14 protein-coding genes are annotated in these 16,312 nt (G+C 70.4%); 7 read left to right on the forward strand and 7 right to left on the reverse strand.

Annotated features, from left to right (window positions below):
* Positions 1–30: 30 nt before the first annotated feature.
* Entirely contained in the window at positions 31–762 is a 732-nt protein-coding gene (gene mtnN, locus R3I40_RS11275) for a 5'-methylthioadenosine/S-adenosylhomocysteine nucleosidase (RefSeq protein ID WP_246371094.1), read from the reverse strand.
* Between the two features lie 43 nt (positions 763–805).
* Between mtnN and R3I40_RS11280 the strand changes: the two genes are divergently transcribed.
* Positions 806–1,711, forward strand: coding sequence for an alpha/beta hydrolase fold domain-containing protein (locus R3I40_RS11280; RefSeq protein ID WP_183377286.1), 906 nt, complete (start codon positions 806–808; stop codon positions 1,709–1,711).
* Between the two features lie 86 nt (positions 1,712–1,797).
* Here the strand turns inward: R3I40_RS11280 and R3I40_RS11285 are convergent, their stop codons facing one another.
* The 5 genes from R3I40_RS11285 to R3I40_RS11305 all read right to left on the reverse strand — a co-directional run bounded on the left by R3I40_RS11285 (position 1,798) and on the right by R3I40_RS11305 (position 8,144).
* On the reverse strand, positions 1,798–2,067 hold the full coding sequence (locus R3I40_RS11285; protein WP_239376188.1) for a hypothetical protein: 270 nt from the start codon (positions 2,065–2,067) through the stop codon (positions 1,798–1,800).
* A complete protein-coding gene (argS, locus tag R3I40_RS11290) occupies positions 2,064–3,845 on the reverse strand; it encodes an arginine--tRNA ligase (protein WP_285261951.1) in 1,782 nt (593 codons plus the stop codon). The genes R3I40_RS11285 and argS overlap by 4 nt, the downstream gene beginning before the upstream one ends.
* A gap of 151 nt (positions 3,846–3,996) precedes the next feature.
* Positions 3,997–4,995: a D-2-hydroxyacid dehydrogenase gene (locus tag R3I40_RS11295; RefSeq protein WP_285261950.1), complete on the reverse strand. Its 999-nt coding sequence runs from the start codon at positions 4,993–4,995 to the stop codon at positions 3,997–3,999.
* Positions 4,996–5,009: 14 nt separating this feature from the next.
* Complete coding sequence (locus tag R3I40_RS11300; protein ID WP_317700017.1) at positions 5,010–6,179, reverse strand: PTS sugar transporter subunit IIC; 1,170 nt, start codon at positions 6,177–6,179, stop codon at positions 5,010–5,012.
* Between the two features lie 276 nt (positions 6,180–6,455).
* Positions 6,456–8,144 carry a SulP family inorganic anion transporter gene (locus tag R3I40_RS11305; RefSeq protein ID WP_239376183.1) on the reverse strand — a complete coding sequence of 563 codons (1,689 nt, stop codon included), beginning with the start codon at positions 8,142–8,144 and terminating at the stop codon, positions 6,456–6,458.
* Between the two features lie 330 nt (positions 8,145–8,474).
* On the opposite strand from R3I40_RS11305, the gene R3I40_RS11310 reads away from it, so the two are divergent.
* The 6 genes from R3I40_RS11310 (at position 8,475) to R3I40_RS11335 (ending at position 14,399) form a co-directional block, all read left to right on the forward strand.
* Positions 8,475–8,960 carry a flavin reductase family protein gene (locus tag R3I40_RS11310; RefSeq protein WP_239376181.1) on the forward strand — a complete coding sequence of 162 codons (486 nt, stop codon included), beginning with the start codon at positions 8,475–8,477 and terminating at the stop codon, positions 8,958–8,960.
* A gap of 290 nt (positions 8,961–9,250) precedes the next feature.
* Positions 9,251–11,062 (forward strand): DUF7937 domain-containing protein, encoded by a 1,812-nt coding sequence (locus R3I40_RS11315; RefSeq protein WP_285261948.1) that lies wholly within the window; start codon positions 9,251–9,253, stop codon positions 11,060–11,062.
* 15 nt (positions 11,063–11,077) lie between these two features.
* Positions 11,078–12,343, forward strand: a complete 1,266-nt coding sequence (locus tag R3I40_RS11320; RefSeq protein ID WP_259922493.1) for a uracil-xanthine permease family protein — start codon at positions 11,078–11,080, stop codon at positions 12,341–12,343.
* Position 12,344: 1 nt separating this feature from the next.
* Positions 12,345–12,644, forward strand: a complete 300-nt coding sequence (locus R3I40_RS11325) for a putative acetyltransferase (RefSeq protein ID WP_239376177.1) — start codon at positions 12,345–12,347, stop codon at positions 12,642–12,644.
* A 61-nt stretch (positions 12,645–12,705) separates the two neighbouring features.
* Positions 12,706–13,530 (forward strand): DUF5926 family protein, encoded by an 825-nt coding sequence (locus R3I40_RS11330; protein WP_239376176.1) that lies wholly within the window; start codon positions 12,706–12,708, stop codon positions 13,528–13,530.
* The gene (locus R3I40_RS11335; RefSeq protein WP_285261947.1) at positions 13,527–14,399 is read left to right on the forward strand and encodes a glycosyltransferase; all 873 of its coding nucleotides are present in this window, start codon (positions 13,527–13,529) and stop codon (positions 14,397–14,399) included. The genes R3I40_RS11330 and R3I40_RS11335 overlap by 4 nt, the downstream gene beginning before the upstream one ends.
* On the opposite strand, the gene R3I40_RS11340 is transcribed toward R3I40_RS11335, so the two are convergent.
* Entirely contained in the window at positions 14,396–16,306 is a 1,911-nt protein-coding gene (locus R3I40_RS11340; protein ID WP_239376174.1) for a hypothetical protein, read from the reverse strand. The genes R3I40_RS11335 and R3I40_RS11340 overlap by 4 nt on opposite strands.
* Between the last annotated feature and the right edge of the window lie 6 nt (positions 16,307–16,312).

The following is a 16,312-nucleotide window of genomic DNA, read 5'->3' on the forward strand; positions in this document are numbered from 1 at the left end:
ACGTCGCTGTGACCCGCGTGTCGGCGCTGGTCAGACCAGCAGGTCAGCGCCTGTGAGGACCGCCGCGGCGGATGCTTCGGCGGCGGCGTCCAGCCCGATGGAGAACTCTTCGTCGGCCCGCGGGGAGCACAGGTCGCTGACGCCCCGCATAGCGAGGAAGGGCAGTCCGAACCGTTCGGCGGTGTGCGCCAGCGCGGTGGATTCCATGTCGGCCGAGAGGGCCGACGGGTGCAGTTCTCGCATGGGTTCGGCTTTGTCGGCTGTGACGAACGCGTCCCCGGAGAGCATGAGGCCGCAGCGGACCGCGGCCCCGGTGTCCGCGACGGCGTCGGCGACGGCGCTGGCGGAGGCGTGCCCTTCGAACACGGCAGGTGCGCCCGGCAGCTGGCCGTGGGCGTAGCCGGCGGCGGTGGCGTCGGCCAGGGAGTAGCTGTAGGTCTCTCCGATGACGACGTCGCCCACGTTGATGTCGCTGGCGAGGCCGCCGCAGGAGCCGGCGGAGATGACGATGCGGGGCGCGAACGTGAGGATCGCCCAGGTGGCGGCGGTGGCGGCGGGGGCGGTGCCGATGCCGGTGGTGACCTGCGCGCAGCGGACCTGCTGACCGTTGGCGGTGGTGAGCAGGCCGGTGCGGGCGGTGACGGTGGTGGCGGCGGAGCCGGCGGCCAGGGGGCTCTCCACCTCCTGGACCTGCTGCAGGTGCGGGGTGAAGGCGTCGGCCTCTTCGTGCATGGCGGTGAGGATCAGCAGGTCAATGTGCATGGAACCCATTCAATCATCCAGTGCTGTTCGCTACTGTGGCCGTATGAGCCGCCTCGTTGAGTACCCGAAGATCGCTGTCCGTGCCGTCCGCCAGGCACCCCTGCCGGGCTGGGTGTACACCACCGGCTTCGGGAAGGCGCGGATGGCGACGCCGACGGGGGCGGTGCTGAAGCGCCACGCGGTGGACGTCGCCATGATCAACCGCACCCGCACCGTGTGGCTTGACCGCCACAAGGCTGACAACGGCGTCATCGTCTACCTGCACGGTGGGGCGTATGTGTCGGGGCCGTTCGCGTTCGACTGGCAGTGGCTGTCCGACCAGGCTGACCGCCGTGAATGCGCCGCCGTCCTCATCGACTACCGCTACGCCCCGGACTACCAGCACCCAACGGGTCTGCTGGATGCCGCGGCGGTGATCAAGCGGCTGTCGGCCGACGGGGTCCTCACCGACCTCAACTGGATCCTCGCGGGGCAGAACTCCGGGGCGGGTCTGGCGCTGGCGCTTGCGGATCGACTCGGCACCGGGGAGGCGGAGAAGGCGAACGTTCCGGCGCCGCGCGGCCTGGTGATCATGTCGCCGTGGTGGGACCTGGAGCTGAACAACACGGAGCTGACGGAGACGGAGCAGCGCAACCCGGTGCATGAGCGCCGACTGCTGCAGGCCGCTGCGTCGGCGTACGCGGGCCGCACGCCGCTGGATGATCCGTCGCTGTCGCCGGTGAACGCTGATCTGGCGGCGCTGCCGTCGATCCACCTGTCGGTGGGGCTGAAGGACATCTTCCTGACCGACGCGCGGATCATGCGGATGCAGTTCGAGCGCCAGGACCTGCACGTGGACTACCGCGAGGTGGCGGGGAAGCTGAACGGCCGCCTGCGGATGTCGCGCGGGGCGGATATGGAGCGCCTGCTGCAGGAGCAGGCGGAGTTCATCGACCGCGTCCTCGCCTGACCCGGCGCTCCATCCGGCACCCGTCGGCCTTCCCGCTGCCGCGCGGGCAGCGTTCTCCGCGCCAGCCGCGGGCTGGGTGCGCCGGGTCAGCCGTGGGAGGCGAGCACCCAGGCGAGGCCGATGGATGCAGCGAGCGACCCCATCATGCACAGCAGCACCACACCCATGGTGGCGCCGCCGAGCAGCGTCACGATCAGGACGTACACCAGCAGCGCGGTGATCATGCCGATGGAGCGGAGGAACTCGCCGCCGTCGAAGCGCCGACCGCCGGACATCTGCGTGAGCGCGTGGTGGAACCGCCACGTGAACAGGGCCAGCAGACCTGCCGTGGCGATTCCGATGACCGCGAGGTTCACATGCGCTCCGGGGCGCTGACGCCCAGCAGGTCCAGGCCGGTCACGAGGACCGATTCGGTGAGGTCGGCGAGGGCGAGCCGGCCGGCGCGGACCTCGGCGTCCTCCTCCTTCAGGATCGGGCAGTGCTCGTAGAACCCCATGAACGCCTGCGCGAGGTCGAACAGGTAGGCGGCCATCCGGTGAGGGGCGTAGTCCGCGGCCACGGCGGTCGCCGTCGGCCCGAACTCCAGCAGCTGGAGGGCGAGGGCGCGCTCGGCGTCATCGACCACACGGGGTGCCGCAGCTGGCGCGGCGGCGCTGTCAGTGGCGGCGCTGTCAACGGCGGCCCCGTCGGCCCCCGACGCCTCAGCGGCGCGGCGACGGATCGAGCGGATCCGCGCCACCGCGTACTGCAGGTACGGCGCGGTGTTGCCCTGCAGGGCGAGCATCCGGTCGAGGTCGAACGTGTAGTCCGAATCATGCGCGGTGGACAGGTCCGCGTACTTGATGCCGCCGATGCCGATCATCTGCGCGATCTGCTCGCGCTCATCCTCCGGCAGGTCCGGGCGGAGCTCGTCGATCACGCCGCGGGCCTTCGCGGTGCCCTCCTGCAGCAGGTCCATGAGGCGCAGGGACGAGCCGGAGCGGGTTCGGAGGATCTTGCCGTCCTCACCGAGCACGGAGCCGATCTTCACGTGCTGGGCGTCGACCGACTCCGGCAGCCACCCGGCCTCGCGGGCGGTCTGGAAGATCATCTGGAAGTGCAGTTCCTGCGCGGTGCCCACCACGTAGGCGATGCGGGTCGCGCCGAGCGTCCGCACGCGGTGGCGGATGGCGGCGAGATCGGTGGTGGCGTAGCCGAAGCCGCCGTCGGACTTCTGGATGATCAGCGGCAGCGGCTGCTCATCGCGGCCGGTGAAGCCGTCGGGGAACACGCAGAGGGCGCCGTCGGAGACGCGGGCGATGCCGGCGGCCTTCAGATCGTCGCAGGTCTGCTGCAGCAGGTCGTTGTAGGAGGATTCGCCGGCGAGGTCGTCATCGGTGAGGGTGACGTCCAGGGTGGAGTAGATGCGGTGGAAGTACTGCTTGGACAGGTCCACGAGGCGGCCCCAGATCTCCAGGGTCTGCTCGTCACCGGACTGCAGGGTGGCGACGCGGGCACGTGCGCGCGTTGCGAACGCCTCGTCGCCGTCGAACTTCTGGCGGGCGGCCTGGTAGAACGCGTTCGGGTCGGTCTCCAGCAGCTTCGCGTCCGCGGAGTCCTCGCCCACGTCCAGCAGGTGCTCGATCAGCATGCCGAACGGGGTGCCCCAGTCACCGATGTGGTTCTGGCGGATCACGCGGTGCCCGAGGAACTCCAGGGTGCGGGCGAGCGCATCGCCGACCACGGTGGTGCGCAGATGGCCCACGTGCATCTCCTTCGCCACGTTCGGCGCGGAGTAGTCGATGACCACGGTGTCCGGGGAGGCGGGGACGGCGGCACCCAGGCGCTCATCCGCGGCGATTGCGGCGGTCTCGCCGGCGATCCACTCGGTGGACAGGGTGATGTTGAGGAACCCGGGGCCGGCGATCTCCGGGGCCGACGCGATCCCCGTCAGGTCCAGGTGCTCCACGATCTGTGCGGCGATGTCCCGCGGCTTCTGCCCCAGCTTCTTCGCCAGCCCCATCGCGGCGTTGCACTGGAAGTCGGAGAAGCGGCCCGGCCGGATGATCGGATCCGCATCGCGGTACTCCTCGCCGAAGGCGGCGGCGAAGGCGTCCTGGAAACGGGAGGCGAGAGCGATATCCGGTGCAGTCATGGGATCCAGCGTAGCCATGCCCCGAAGGCGCTGGGTAGTCACGGCCTGAGGGGTGCGTCACCCCAGCCGCGCTCCTGGACGCGGCTCCGCGCCGAGCCGCACAGGGCGGGCTCGGCGCGGGCACAGAATGCGCGCTCGGCGCGGGCGGGGGTCAGGCGGGCGAGACGACCGACGGGGCGGTGCCGGTGCGGGCTGCGAGCTCCGCGTTCTCCAGGCCGCCCACCACGAGGTTCTCCACGGCGGTCTCCGTGTAGAACGCCACGTGCGGGGTCATCAGCACATCCTCGCGGTCCAGCAGCTGCTCGAGCACGGGGTCGCCCAGGTCGCGGTCGCTCCAGTCGTACCGGTAGAACTGCGCTTCGTTCTCGTAGGTGTCCAGGGCGGCGCCGCTGAGGTGCCCCGAGTCGAGCGCCGCCAGCAGGGCCTGCGTGTCCAGCAGGCCGCCGCGACCGGAGTTGACCACGATCGCTCCGGGGGCGAGGCGCGCCAGCGCCGCCTGGTCGATCACGTGGTGGGTGGCGGGCATCAGCGGCATGTGCAGGGTGAGCACATCCGCGCCGTCCAGGGCCTCCTCCATGGTCGGCGCGTACTGGCCGACCTCGGTGAACGCGTCATTCGGGTACGGGTCGTACCCGACCACGGTGGCTCCGAGCGCTGCGAACAGGCGCGCGGTCTGCAGACCGATCGACCCCGTCCCGAGCACGGCCACGCGCAGGGTGGCGAGCTCGCGGCCCAGGAGGCCGCCGAAGCGGAAGTCCCGGCGCTGCAGCTTCTGCTCGATCTGGGCGAAGCGGCGGGTCAGGTAGAGCGCGGAGGTGAGGGCGAACTCGGCGATGGCGTTCGGCGAGTACACCGGCACATTGGTGATGACGATGCCGTGCTTCTGCGCGAGCGCGATGTCGTACATGTCCGTGCCCGCGGTGCGGCTGGAGATCTGACGGATCCCCGCGGCCTGCAGCGCGGCGTACACCTCCGGCTCCGGCGGGATCACCTGCTGAACGGTGAGGGCGTCGAACCCGTCGACCATGCCGACGGTGTCGGCTGTGAGGATCTCGGTCGTGGCCTCGACGTTGTGCTGCGGGTGCTCCTGGATCCAGCGGTCGAGGGCGGGGCGTTCGTCGTCACGGATTCCCATGAACAGGATCTTCATATCAGCCAGCTCCTTCAGGCTCGTGCGGGCGAGGCGCCCGCGTCGGTGTCAGCGGATCGGGTGGTCGGTGCACCGCCGGAGACGGATGCGTCCGGGTCGAGGGGCTCATCGGCAGCGCCCTCGGTCACCGGGGCGCCCTGCGGGGAGAACGCGAAGATGCGGGCCTGGTACACGCCGATCTTCAGGCACAGGGCGTGCACAGCGGCGGCCAGCGCAATCGGGATCACGAAGTAGACAAGGACGAGGATGAGGATCGCGGTGATGCCGCCCTGGTCGAGCTGCTTGGCGGCGGCGATGGGGCCCACGAGACCGGAGTGGCCGAAGCCGGCGGTCTCCGGGGTGCCCTGGATGCCGAGGATGCCGCCCACGAGGCCGGTCAGGCCGCCTACCAGGACGAGCGGGAGGACCATGATCGGGTACTTCAGCAGGTTGCCCATCATCATCTTCATGGCGCCGAGGAACGTGGACCAGGTGACGCCGGCGTTGTTGACGCGGAGGCTGCCGATCATGAGGACGGCGGCGGCAGCGGCGATGCCGAGGCTGGCTGCGCCGGCAGCGGGACCGGTGATGCCGATGGCGAGGGCCACGGCGACCGTGGAGATCGGGGAGACGATCATGACGGCGAAGATCATCGCGATCAGGACCGACGCGGCCAGGCCCAGGCCCTGGGACGCCGCGATCGTGTTGATCAGCGTGCCGATCGCCGTGGTGATGAAGGTGACGTACGGCAGGGTGAGGATGCCGACGAGGCCGGCGATGCCGCCGCCGATGATCGGCAGGAACAGGACCGTCAGGGACCCGAGCCGGTTGCCGACCCACGCGAGGATGAGGACGGCGACGGACGCGGTGATCATCGTGTTGATGAGGTCGCCGATGCCGACGAGCATGACCCCGTCGGGGCTGAACTTCATCGCTCCGGAGCCGACGAAGCTCGCGGTGCCGACGATCACCGTCTGCACGGCGGTGAAGCCGAACTGCATGCCGATCAGCACGCCCACGATCACCGGCACGGTGAACTGGAGGCCCACGACCACTTGGCCGAGGGTGGTGAACAGGGAGATGTCGGGGAAAAGTCGCGCCAGGAGCTTGAACAGCTCACCTGTGATCGCGTTCGGGATGAGACCGACCACGATGCCGACGGCAGCGCCGTTCAGCACGCGGTCGAGGAACAGTTTCGGTGTCATGGGTGTGTCGAACACGCGAATGCCTTCGTGCTGGAGGGACACGGGAACCGTGTGTGCCCCGGGGGCGTCTTCCTGCGAGGAGCCTCGTGGGCCGGAACAGAAAGAGGACGAGGAAAGAAGGGTCGCTTCTCTGCTCGTCCTGGGTCCAGACTACGGGCGATCCGGGGGCGCTGCGAGGGTCTTCGGTCCCGCGGTCGCAGGAGCATCCCGGCACTTCCGGAGGACCGCGCGAGCGCGCGTCGGAGCCTGCCCCGTCGGCCCCCGTCGCCCCCCGGCTCAGACGGCGGCGCCCTCCTGTGCGGCAGCGGCGCGCTTCGCTTCGCGCTCCCGCACGATCTGACGGGCCTGATTCACCGCGTCCGGCATGGACGCGATCACGTAGTCGTCCGGCTGCAGGGAGGACAGCACGCCGGTGCGGTCCGTCAGGCGCTGGTGGCGCGCCTGGATCCCCTTCACGATGACGGTGATGCGGCGGCGGCCGAACGTCTTCACCAGTTCGGACAGGACGCGCGCGCCCGAGGAGTCCATGAACCGCAGGTGGGACAGCCGCAGGATCACCACGTCCACTTCGTCGACATCGTCGAGGGAGGTGAGGATGCGGTCGCCGATGCCGAAGAACAGGGAGCCGTCGAACTCGATGAGGGCGATGCGCTCATCACCCGGCTCCGCCTCACCCGGCAGCTCCTCCCGGTGCACAACAGAGTTCAGCGACATGGCGCGCAGGGAGAACACCGCAGCAATGGCGATGCCGATCGCGACCGCCCAGATGAGGTCGAACGAGACGGTGATCAGCGCCGTCACCACGAACAGGAACGCATCCGAGCGGGACGTGCCGATGATGTCACCGGCAGTGCGGCGATCCACCATGCCGACTGCAGTCATCATCAGGACGCCCGCCAGCGCCACCATCGGGATGCGGCCCACGAGATCGGTCGCGAAGTACACCACGGCGGTGAGGAACAGGGCGTGCACGATCGCGGCGATGCGGGTGCGGGCACCGGACCGGACGGACACGGCGGTGCGGGCGATCGCACCCGTGGCGGGCATGCCGCCGAACAGGCCCGACGCGATGCCGGCGAGGCCCTGGCCCACCAGTTCGCGGTCACCGTCATAGGTGCCGGCGGTGGTCATGCCGGAGGCGACGCGGGCGCTCAGCAGCGACTCGATCGCCGTCAGCGCCGCCACCGCGAACGCCGGGCCGATCAGGGACCGCAGCATGTCCGGGTCCAACGGTGGTGCGTGCGGCATCGGCAGCGATGTGGGCAGCTCACCGATGCGCGCCAGGTTCCATCCCGCGAGGTCCACCACGATCGTCACCAGGACGATTGCGATGATCGAGCCGGGGATGCGGGGGTGGATCTTCGGCAGCAGCGTCATCGACGCCACCACGATCGCCACGCAGACCAGGCCGAGGAGGGCATCCGTCGGCCGCACCCCGCTGAGCGACTGGATCGCCGCCACCAGGGCGTTCAGTGACGGTCCCGGCTCCACGCCGAGGGCCGACGGGACCTGCTGCATGAAGATGATGACCGCGATGCCGAGGGTGAACCCTTCGATCACCGGCCAGGGGATGAACGACACGGTCCGCCCGAGGCGGAAGAAACCGGCGACGATGACGATCATCCCGCCCATTACCGCCACGATCGGCAGGGCGATCATGCCGTGGGTTGCGGCGATCGGCGCGAGGATCACGACCATGGCGCCGGTGGGGCCGGAGACCTGCACGTGGGAGCCGCCGAACACGGCGGCGACGAACCCGGCGATGATCGCGGTGATCAGGCCCATTTCGGGGTCGGCGCCGGAGGAGATCGCGAACGCGAGGGCAAGGGGGAGGGCGACGATGCCGACGGTGATGCCGGCGAGGATGTCGCGGGGCCAGCTGGTGGGCAGCTCCCTGTAGTCAGCGGGCTTCGGCAGCAGCCGCTCCACTCCCCACAGGAGGCTCGTCCGCTTCCGCTCGGCCATGACCACTCCAACTCCCCGCTCGCCGGTCAGCAACCGGGTCATTGTCTCAGTCACCGGACGGGCGGGGAAGGGATCTGTGGTCACCCCCTCCCGTCACGCGGCGTCCCCGCCAGCGCAGCGGCCTGCCTGTCGGCGCGGGCGGAACCGCTGTTCTGGGGGAGCCCGGGGAACGGTGTCCACGCAGCGGTGCGCAGGCTGCGGTGCGCACGGAGCAGTGGCCGTGCTGGTCGCGGACCCCCAGGTAGGGTGTCGAGCGGTCCGGTCCCACTGTTCCCCCATCGCCACCCGCAGCACTGCACATCTCAGCCGGCCGAGCCCGAAGGAGTCCTGATGCGCCCCGTCGACACCGTTACCTACCGACGCCTCAGCGATGACATCCCCTCCGGGCTCGCCGTCGCCACCGCGCGGATCGGCCGCTGGGACATCGCCTCCACCATCGACTCGTTCCTCGACGTCTCGTACGACCCGCCCACGATGCTGCTCAGCCTGTACGGCGAGTCCCGCCTCGCCGAAGCGATCGAGGAGGCCGGTACCTGCGCCCTGACCGTGCTGTCCAGTGACCAGCGGGACCTCGCGGACCGCTTCGGCACCCCCGGTCTGCCGCTGCAGGGAATGCTCAACGGCGTGGCGCACGAGCGCGACCCGAACGGCAACGCGGTGCTCACCGGCGGCATCGCCTCGTTCGCTCTGGAGGTGGCGGATGTGCACCAGGCCGCGACGCATCGCCTGATCGTGGGTCGGGTGGTGGCGCTCGCGGACGGCACCGCGATGCGCCCCGCGATCCGCTTCTCCCGCACCCACTACGACATCGTCTGACCGGCAGCCGGTCCGGTCCCAGCCCCCGATCCACCCCGCCCCCGGTCCGCATCGGCTGCCTTCAGCAGCGAGGCCGTGTGCAGAAGATGGAGCAGAATCGCCCTTTTGGGTCGTTGACCCGGTGGATCGGCGGATCTGCTCCAGGTTTTGCTCGCAGTCGCGCGCGGACCCCGGCGGCGGGGCCGTCCCCGCGACCTCCCGTGTGATGTGCGTTCACCCGCGCGCCGCGCCTCCATGGCCGAGCAGGGTGCGGGTCCTACACTGGCGAAGGACTCGACAGTGAGGGAGATATGGCTTCGGACAGGAACGCGTCGGACGACGACTGGCTCTTCGCCACCGACGATGGCTTCGTGCCCACCGAAAAGCTGCCCTCCCCGGAGGACTACGCTCGGATGCGTGCACAGCAGGCGCAGCTGGAGGACGACGCTGCCGCCCAGCCCCGTTTGACGCGCCCTGAACGCCCCGCCCCGGTCCGCGTCCCCGACATGCCCGACACCTCCACGCAGGAGATCCCGATCCTCGCGCCCGCGCCGGACACGGCTGCGCCCGCTCAGCCGGCGTCGCCCGCTGAGGAAGAAGCAGCCACCCGCCCCGGCGGCTCCACCGCCGTGCGGGTGCGCCGCGTCGATGACGACCTCGACGGGGAGAGCACCGCCGAGCACGCCGTGGTGAAGGAACCGATCCAGAAGAGCTACGCCCGCTCCGGCACCACCCCCACGGTGGCCCCCGAAGAGCTGAAGGCGTCGATCTCCCTGCCGGTGCAGTTCCGCACCGTCTCACCCTGGGACGTCGTGCGCGACGTCCTCGCCGTCGTCTCCTTCATCGCCGTGTTCGCCACCACCGTCACCGAATCCGAGCACGTGGTGCTGGATTCCGCGGCCCGCATCGCCGCCGGCATCGGCATCGTCGGTGTGGCCGCCGCGTCGCTGATGCGGTGGAAGGCGAAGGACACGAACTTCCAGGTCATCCAGAACGTCCGCATGCTCTGCCAGATCCCAGCGGTGGTGGCGGTGCTCGGCGTCATCGGCGCTGACTTCGGTGCCTCACTGCCGGACCTCTTCCATCCCCTGCCCGACGGGCCCACGATCGGCGTCGGCGCCGGGGTCGCGCTGCTGGCGCTCGGCGCGACCGTCGGCGGTGAGCCGCCCCGTCACGAGGGCCACACGCCCGGTGAGAAGCAGAAGGGCTGGGCGCGGATGGCGCTGCGGGTCATGCGCGTGCTCGCCTACGCGTCGTTCGCCCTCGCGGTGGTGATGATGATCGGCAAGGCGTTCGCGGGAGCGCACCTGTTCGCGCTGGTGACCTTGTCGCATGCTGTTCCGAGCCTCGCGCTGATCGTCCTGTTCCTCGAGGCGGTTCTGCACCGTCGGCCCTCCTGGTACGTGTTCGAGGTCGGTGCGGTGGGGCTGCTGGTCGCCGGCGCGATCATGGATTCGTCCCTCGAGATGGAGTACGCGGCGCCGCAGTCGTTCTCCACCGGGTACGTGTGGCTGCCGCTGCTGTTCGTCGGCTTCGGCATCGTGATCAACCGGGCGTACGTCCGCTCGATGCCGCTGAGCTTCAGGCGCTCGGACTGGATCATCTACACGGTGCGCGCGTTCGAGTTCTCCCTGATCATGCACGTGGTCGGGTTCGTGTCCGCGCTCGCGTTCGTCGTTGCTGTGTTCCTCGGGTACGACGACGGCACCCCGCTGTCGATCGCCGCGATGAACGCCGCGTTCATGGTGGTGTTCGCCGTCGCCTCGGCTGTGGCCCGCCACGAACTGATGTGCCGCCATGCGGCCAGGGCCCGCACCTCCGGGGTGGTGATCTCGGTGGCGCTGGCGGTCCTCGGGTTCCTCGGCGTGATCGTGAACTCCGTGGTCGCCTCCGCCGGCGGCACCCTGACGAACGGCGGGCTGGCCCTCATCATCGGCATCGCGGCCGGCCTCATGCTGACCGTTCCGGCGCCGGTGCGCGATGAGCACGGCGCACCGAGCCTGGACCGCTGGTTCTCCGAGTTCCGCCACCGCGACCTGACGGGCACGGGCCTGTGGGCCCGCGTCCCGGATGTGGGCGACGAGACCCGGCAGCGCCGCACATTCCCCACCCTCTCCCGCTGATCGAAGAAGGCACTCATGTTCCGTTGGACCCTGCATGGCAACGGCCGCACTGTTGAACCCGGTCGCGTGGTCGCGCCCGATGAGCGGCTGAACTGGTTCGCCACCATCGGCATCGGCGCCCAGCACGTCATCGCCATGTTCGGCGCCACGTTCCTTGTGCCGCTGCTGACGGGCTTCCCGCCGTCCACCACGCTGCTGTTCTCCGGTCTCGGCACCCTGCTGTTCCTTTTGATCACCCGCAACCGGGTGCCCAGCTACCTCGGGTCCTCGTTCGCGTTCATTGCGCCGATCACCGCCGCGAAGGCCGACGGAGGCATCGGTGTGGCCCTGGGCGGCGTCCTGATGACGGGCGTGATCCTGGCGCTGGTGGGTCTGCTGGTGCAGAAGGTCGGGACCCGGTGGATCGGTCTGCTGATGCCGCCGGTGGTGATGGGGTCGATCGTGGCCCTGATCGGCTTCAACCTGGCGCCCACCGCATACGAGAACTTCCAGAAGTCGACCGTGACGGCGGTGGTGACGCTGGCGGCGGTGGTGCTGTGCACGTCGATGTTCCGGGGCCTGCTGGGCCGCATCTCCGTGCTGATCGGTGTGGCGATCGGCTACGCGGTTGCGGTGGTCCGCGGCGAAGTGGACTTCACGGAGGTGAATGAGGCTCCTCTGCTGGGGCTTCCGCCGTTCCACTTCCCGGAGTTCCACCCGTCGGTGCTGCCGATGTTCCTGCCGGTGGTGCTGGTGCTGCTGGCGGAGAACGTGGGGCATGTGCGGTCGCTGTCGCTGATGACCGGGAAGCCGCTGGATCGGATGATGGGCCGCACCCTGTTCTCCGACGGCCTCGCCACGACGCTGTCCGCCACGTTCGGCGGCTCGCCCACCACCACGTACGGCGAGAACATCGGCGTCATGAGCGCCACCCGCGTGTACTCCACGGCCGCGTACTGGGTGGCGGGCATCACGGCGATCCTGCTGGCGATGAGCCCGAAGGTGGGGGCGCTGATCTTCACGATCCCGCCGGGGGTCCTCGGTGGTGTCACGTTCATCCTGTACGGCCTGATCGGCATCGTGGGTGTGCGCATGTGGGTGGACGGCGTGGTGGACTTCTCCCGCCCGAAGAACCAGTTCACCGCGGGTGTGGCGCTCGTGGTGGGCATCGCGAACGTGACCTGGCAGTTCGGCGACATCACCTTCAACGGCATTGCGCTGGGGTCGCTGGCGGCGCTGGTGATCTACCACGTGATGAACTCGCTGGGCCGCGTGTTCGGCACGGACGAGCCCGCTCACTGACGTGTCCGGCACCGACTCGACTGGCCCGGACCCGTCGGCCCGGCCGGCCTCCCCGGACCCGACGGGACGGCCCGGGTGGGCGCCGTTCCTGCAGGTGGGGGTGCGGGTCACCGCCCGCTACCGCCTGCCGACGGATGCCGCGTTCCGAGCGTCCGACGCCCTCGGGTACATCCGAGCCGTGGACGAGGAGACCATTACGGTGGAGACGAAGCGGGGCTTCGCGCGGATTCCGCGGCCGATCATCACCGCGGTGAAGGAAGTGCCGCCCCCGCCGCCCAAGCGGCGCCCCCGCGCCGAGTAGGCCGCCGCCCCCGTTCCCAGTCCTGACCGTTTCGGGCGGTTCCCGCCGGTAGGATGACCGCATGGCTTCCAGCTCTGAATTCGTCAACCGCCCCTTCCACAGCCTGCCGGTCGAGCGCGACCTCGTCGCGATGCGGCAGCTGATCCCGTCGGCCACTATGACGGCCCGCACCACCGCCGAGCACGGCGCCCAGGAGGTGGAGATCGCGACGATCCTGCCGATGAACTGGCCGTCCTGCAAGCGTGAGGACGGCACCGTGCTGCTCGGCATGCAGGCCACCGTTCCGGGGTCGGACGTGTCCCGCGGCCTCGGCCAGGCGCTGCTGTCGGCGCTGGAGGCGGATCCGGGCACGTCGTTCGCGCAGGTGGAGATGACGGAGGAGTCGCCGCGCCTGCAGGACCTCCTCGACCCCGAAGGCTTCGGCCCCCTGGAGATCCACGATGACTTCGAGTTCTGGATCGATGCGGGCGCGGAGCGCACCGATGAGCTCGATGAGGGCCTGAAGCAGGCGAACGACGCCATTATGATCACCCGCGCCGTGGACGGCCTCGACCACGGCTTCTGGGTGGACGCGGGCCCGAAGGAGCACCTGCGCTGGGTGTTCGACGCCCCCGAGGACAGGGTCATCGACGCGATCGCCCGCCTGCACGCCCGCCGCGAGTCCGCGATCACCGACGGCACGAAGTTCGTCGGCTCCTTCCGCGCCGACGGCCTCACCATCCCCGTGTGGGACCTGCCGAAGGGCTTCGGGGCCGACGGGGTCGCCGAGCACGCGGAGGAGTTCTCGAAGCGGTTCCTGGAGGCGCTGAACACTGATGAGCCGCTGACGGGTGCGGAGCGCCGCGCCCGCGGCGGCGTCCTGAGCCGGCAGGTCACGCTGCGATGACCGGCATCGAGGGGGCCCGCGTGCAGCACGCGGCAGTGGTGATCCCGGCGAAGGACGAGGCCGCCCGCATCGAGGCGACCGTCCAGGCGGCGTTCTCCATTCCGCGGGTGGACCTCGTGGTTGTGGTGGATGACGGTTCGACCGATGCCACTGCCGCGATCGCGCAGGGGGCGGGCGCCCTCGTGGTGCGTCACCGCGTCAACCAGGGCAAGGCGGCCGCGATGGCGACCGGTGCGCGCCTGATTGCGATGCGGGAGAACGCCGACCGGGCCGACGGGTCCGGGGACAATACCGAGCACATTGAGGAGCCGGTGCCGGGCCACACGGGTGAACTGCCCGTGGTGCTGGAGGACGGGGAGGACGCGCCGGTGCTGGCGCGGCCGATCCTGTTCATCGACGGCGACATGCAGGACTCTGCGGCGAACGCCGCCCCGCTGATCGACGCGGTTCTGGATGACGGCGTGGACATGGCGATTGCGGCCCTGCCGCCGCAGGAGGGTGCCGCGGGGATGGGCCTGGTGGTCCGCACGGCCCGCAACGGCATTGAGCGCGCGACCGGTTTCGTGGCGGAGCAGCCGCTGTCGGGCACGCGCTGCATCACCCGGGAGACGTGGGACGCGGTGCAGCCGCTCGCCCCGGGCTGGGGTGTGGAGACGGGACTGACGATCGACGCGCTGGACAAGGGCTTCTGGGTGAAGGAGATCCCCGCGGAGCTCTCCCACCGCGCCACGGGCCGCGACATGCGCTCGCAGCTGCACCGTGCGGCGCAGCTGCGGGACGTGATGCGGGCGCTGCGCTCCCGCCGCCACCTGTCGCCGAACGACCCGCTGGAGGAGCCCGTCGGCGACCAGGCCGACGAGACGGACTAGCGGCCTTTCCCGCTGACACGCGGCAGAAGCGCGAGCTGGACGAGCGTGCCGACGGCAAAGGCCGCGGCGAGCAGCGCCAGGCCCGTATCGTTCGTCAGCGCACCGATCCACGCACCCAACACGGCAATGGTCCTGAGCGCCCGACCGAGCGGCGCCTGTGCATCCCAGGCACTCACACGCCGCGAAGTGACCGCGAGCACCGTCAGCGCGACGATGATCAGCATGCCCGGCACCGCCACGACCGGATACAGCCACAGCGGCTCCAGCATCCGCACCGTCCGGCTCACCACCATCGAGGCTGCGGCCGACGGATCCTCCACCAGCAGCGCCGCAAAGTCCCCCAGGTGCGTGCGGGCACCGGCACCGCGCGACGCATCCAGCGCCGCCACCGCCGCGAGCAGAACAGCACCCGCAGCGCCCGCGACCAGCACGTGCACGGGCCGCAGCCGCACACCCCACGCCGCCATCACAGCGAGGAGCAGCACCGGTCCGAAGATCAGGGAGCTGCCGGCGTCGGCGCCGAACTGCGGCGCCGCGGACACCACCAGCACCACCAGACCGCTGACACCCACGACCAGGGTGCGGACCAGGCGCGACAGCTGCGGTGCGGCGTGCAGCAGCGCGATCAGGCCCATCGCCCACCCGGCGAGCACGAACGCCGTCAGATGATTCGACATCCCGTAGAACCGGCCGCCGTACAGCGGCTGATTCCCCAGCAGGGACGCCAGCTGCAGCCGCGACCCCGTCAGCGAATCCAGCAGGATGACGCCCGCGAGGACGGCGCCGGCGGCCGCGGCGTCGAGCCCGCGCACCGTCAGCACCCGTCGGCCCCGGCCCTGCGCGGACGCGAGGCGCGGCAGGAGGCGCCGCACTGAGACCTCCACCACGACCAGGCCGACGGTCGCCACCACGAGGATGTACCCGAGCACCGTCGCGGCCGGCCACGGCGACAGCGGCCACGGAACCGTGGACGTGGTCAGGCCGGCCGCCACCGCGAGCAGACCGAACGTCAGCACTGCGGTGGTGCGGCCCAGCGCCGCGAGCACCGCCCCGACCAGGGCGATCACGCCGATCACCACGACCAGGATCGGCGTCAGGTCATCCATTGCGCGGGCCGTCAGCGTCAGCGCCTCGGCATGGTCGCGGGAACTGTCCGTGCCGAGCGGCTCCACCGCCCGCACCGAGTCCTCGGCGAGGTCGAGGTTCGTGACGAGGCCCTGCTGACGCGTGGACGTGGAGGTGAGGGAGCGGTTCGTGGCCCAGCGGGAGTCCATCACGACCTGCAGGTTCAGCGGCACCTCCAGGTTGAACGTGTCGCGCTGCTCCTCGGCGGCGTCGGCCCGGTCGGCGGGCGGGTCGGTCATGCCGATGCTCGCCACCGCGATCGCGGGTCGATGGGGCGGGGTCGTGGTGGTGATGCCGCCGCAGCGGCCGGCCTGCTTCTCGAATTCGGCATCGATCGCGCGGATCGATGCCCGCCGCTGCGCGTCCGTCACGCCCGGTCCGTTCGCGACCGAGCCGAGGTCGCGGATCGGCACACCGGCCTTCGTCTGCTGCGGGGTGGGGGAGGGCTGCGGGCCGACGGGTGCGCGCCTGCCTGTTGCGAGCGACGTCCAGCCCTGCCGCTTCGTGGTCATGACACTGTCCGAGGTGAGTGCGACGGTGCCGGCGGAGGAGGAGCGGGCGAAGCAGGTGAGGTTCGGGGCGTCGGCCTCGGTGATGTCCGGCCAGGTGAGGCCGCTGGTGATGTAGAGCGCCTCCAGCTGTTCGTGGTCCCCGTCGGCCCCCTGCCCCGAGGAGCCCAGGGCGCCCACCGCGCCCACCGGGGCGGCGCCGACGGCCGCCGCGGCGGGGCCCACCAGCAGGACCGCAGTGAACAGGACCATCAGGTGGAGCAGGCGGCGCATGCCCCG

The organism is Helcobacillus massiliensis (assembly GCF_033106145.1).
Classification (GTDB): domain Bacteria; phylum Actinomycetota; class Actinomycetes; order Actinomycetales; family Dermabacteraceae; genus Helcobacillus; species Helcobacillus massiliensis.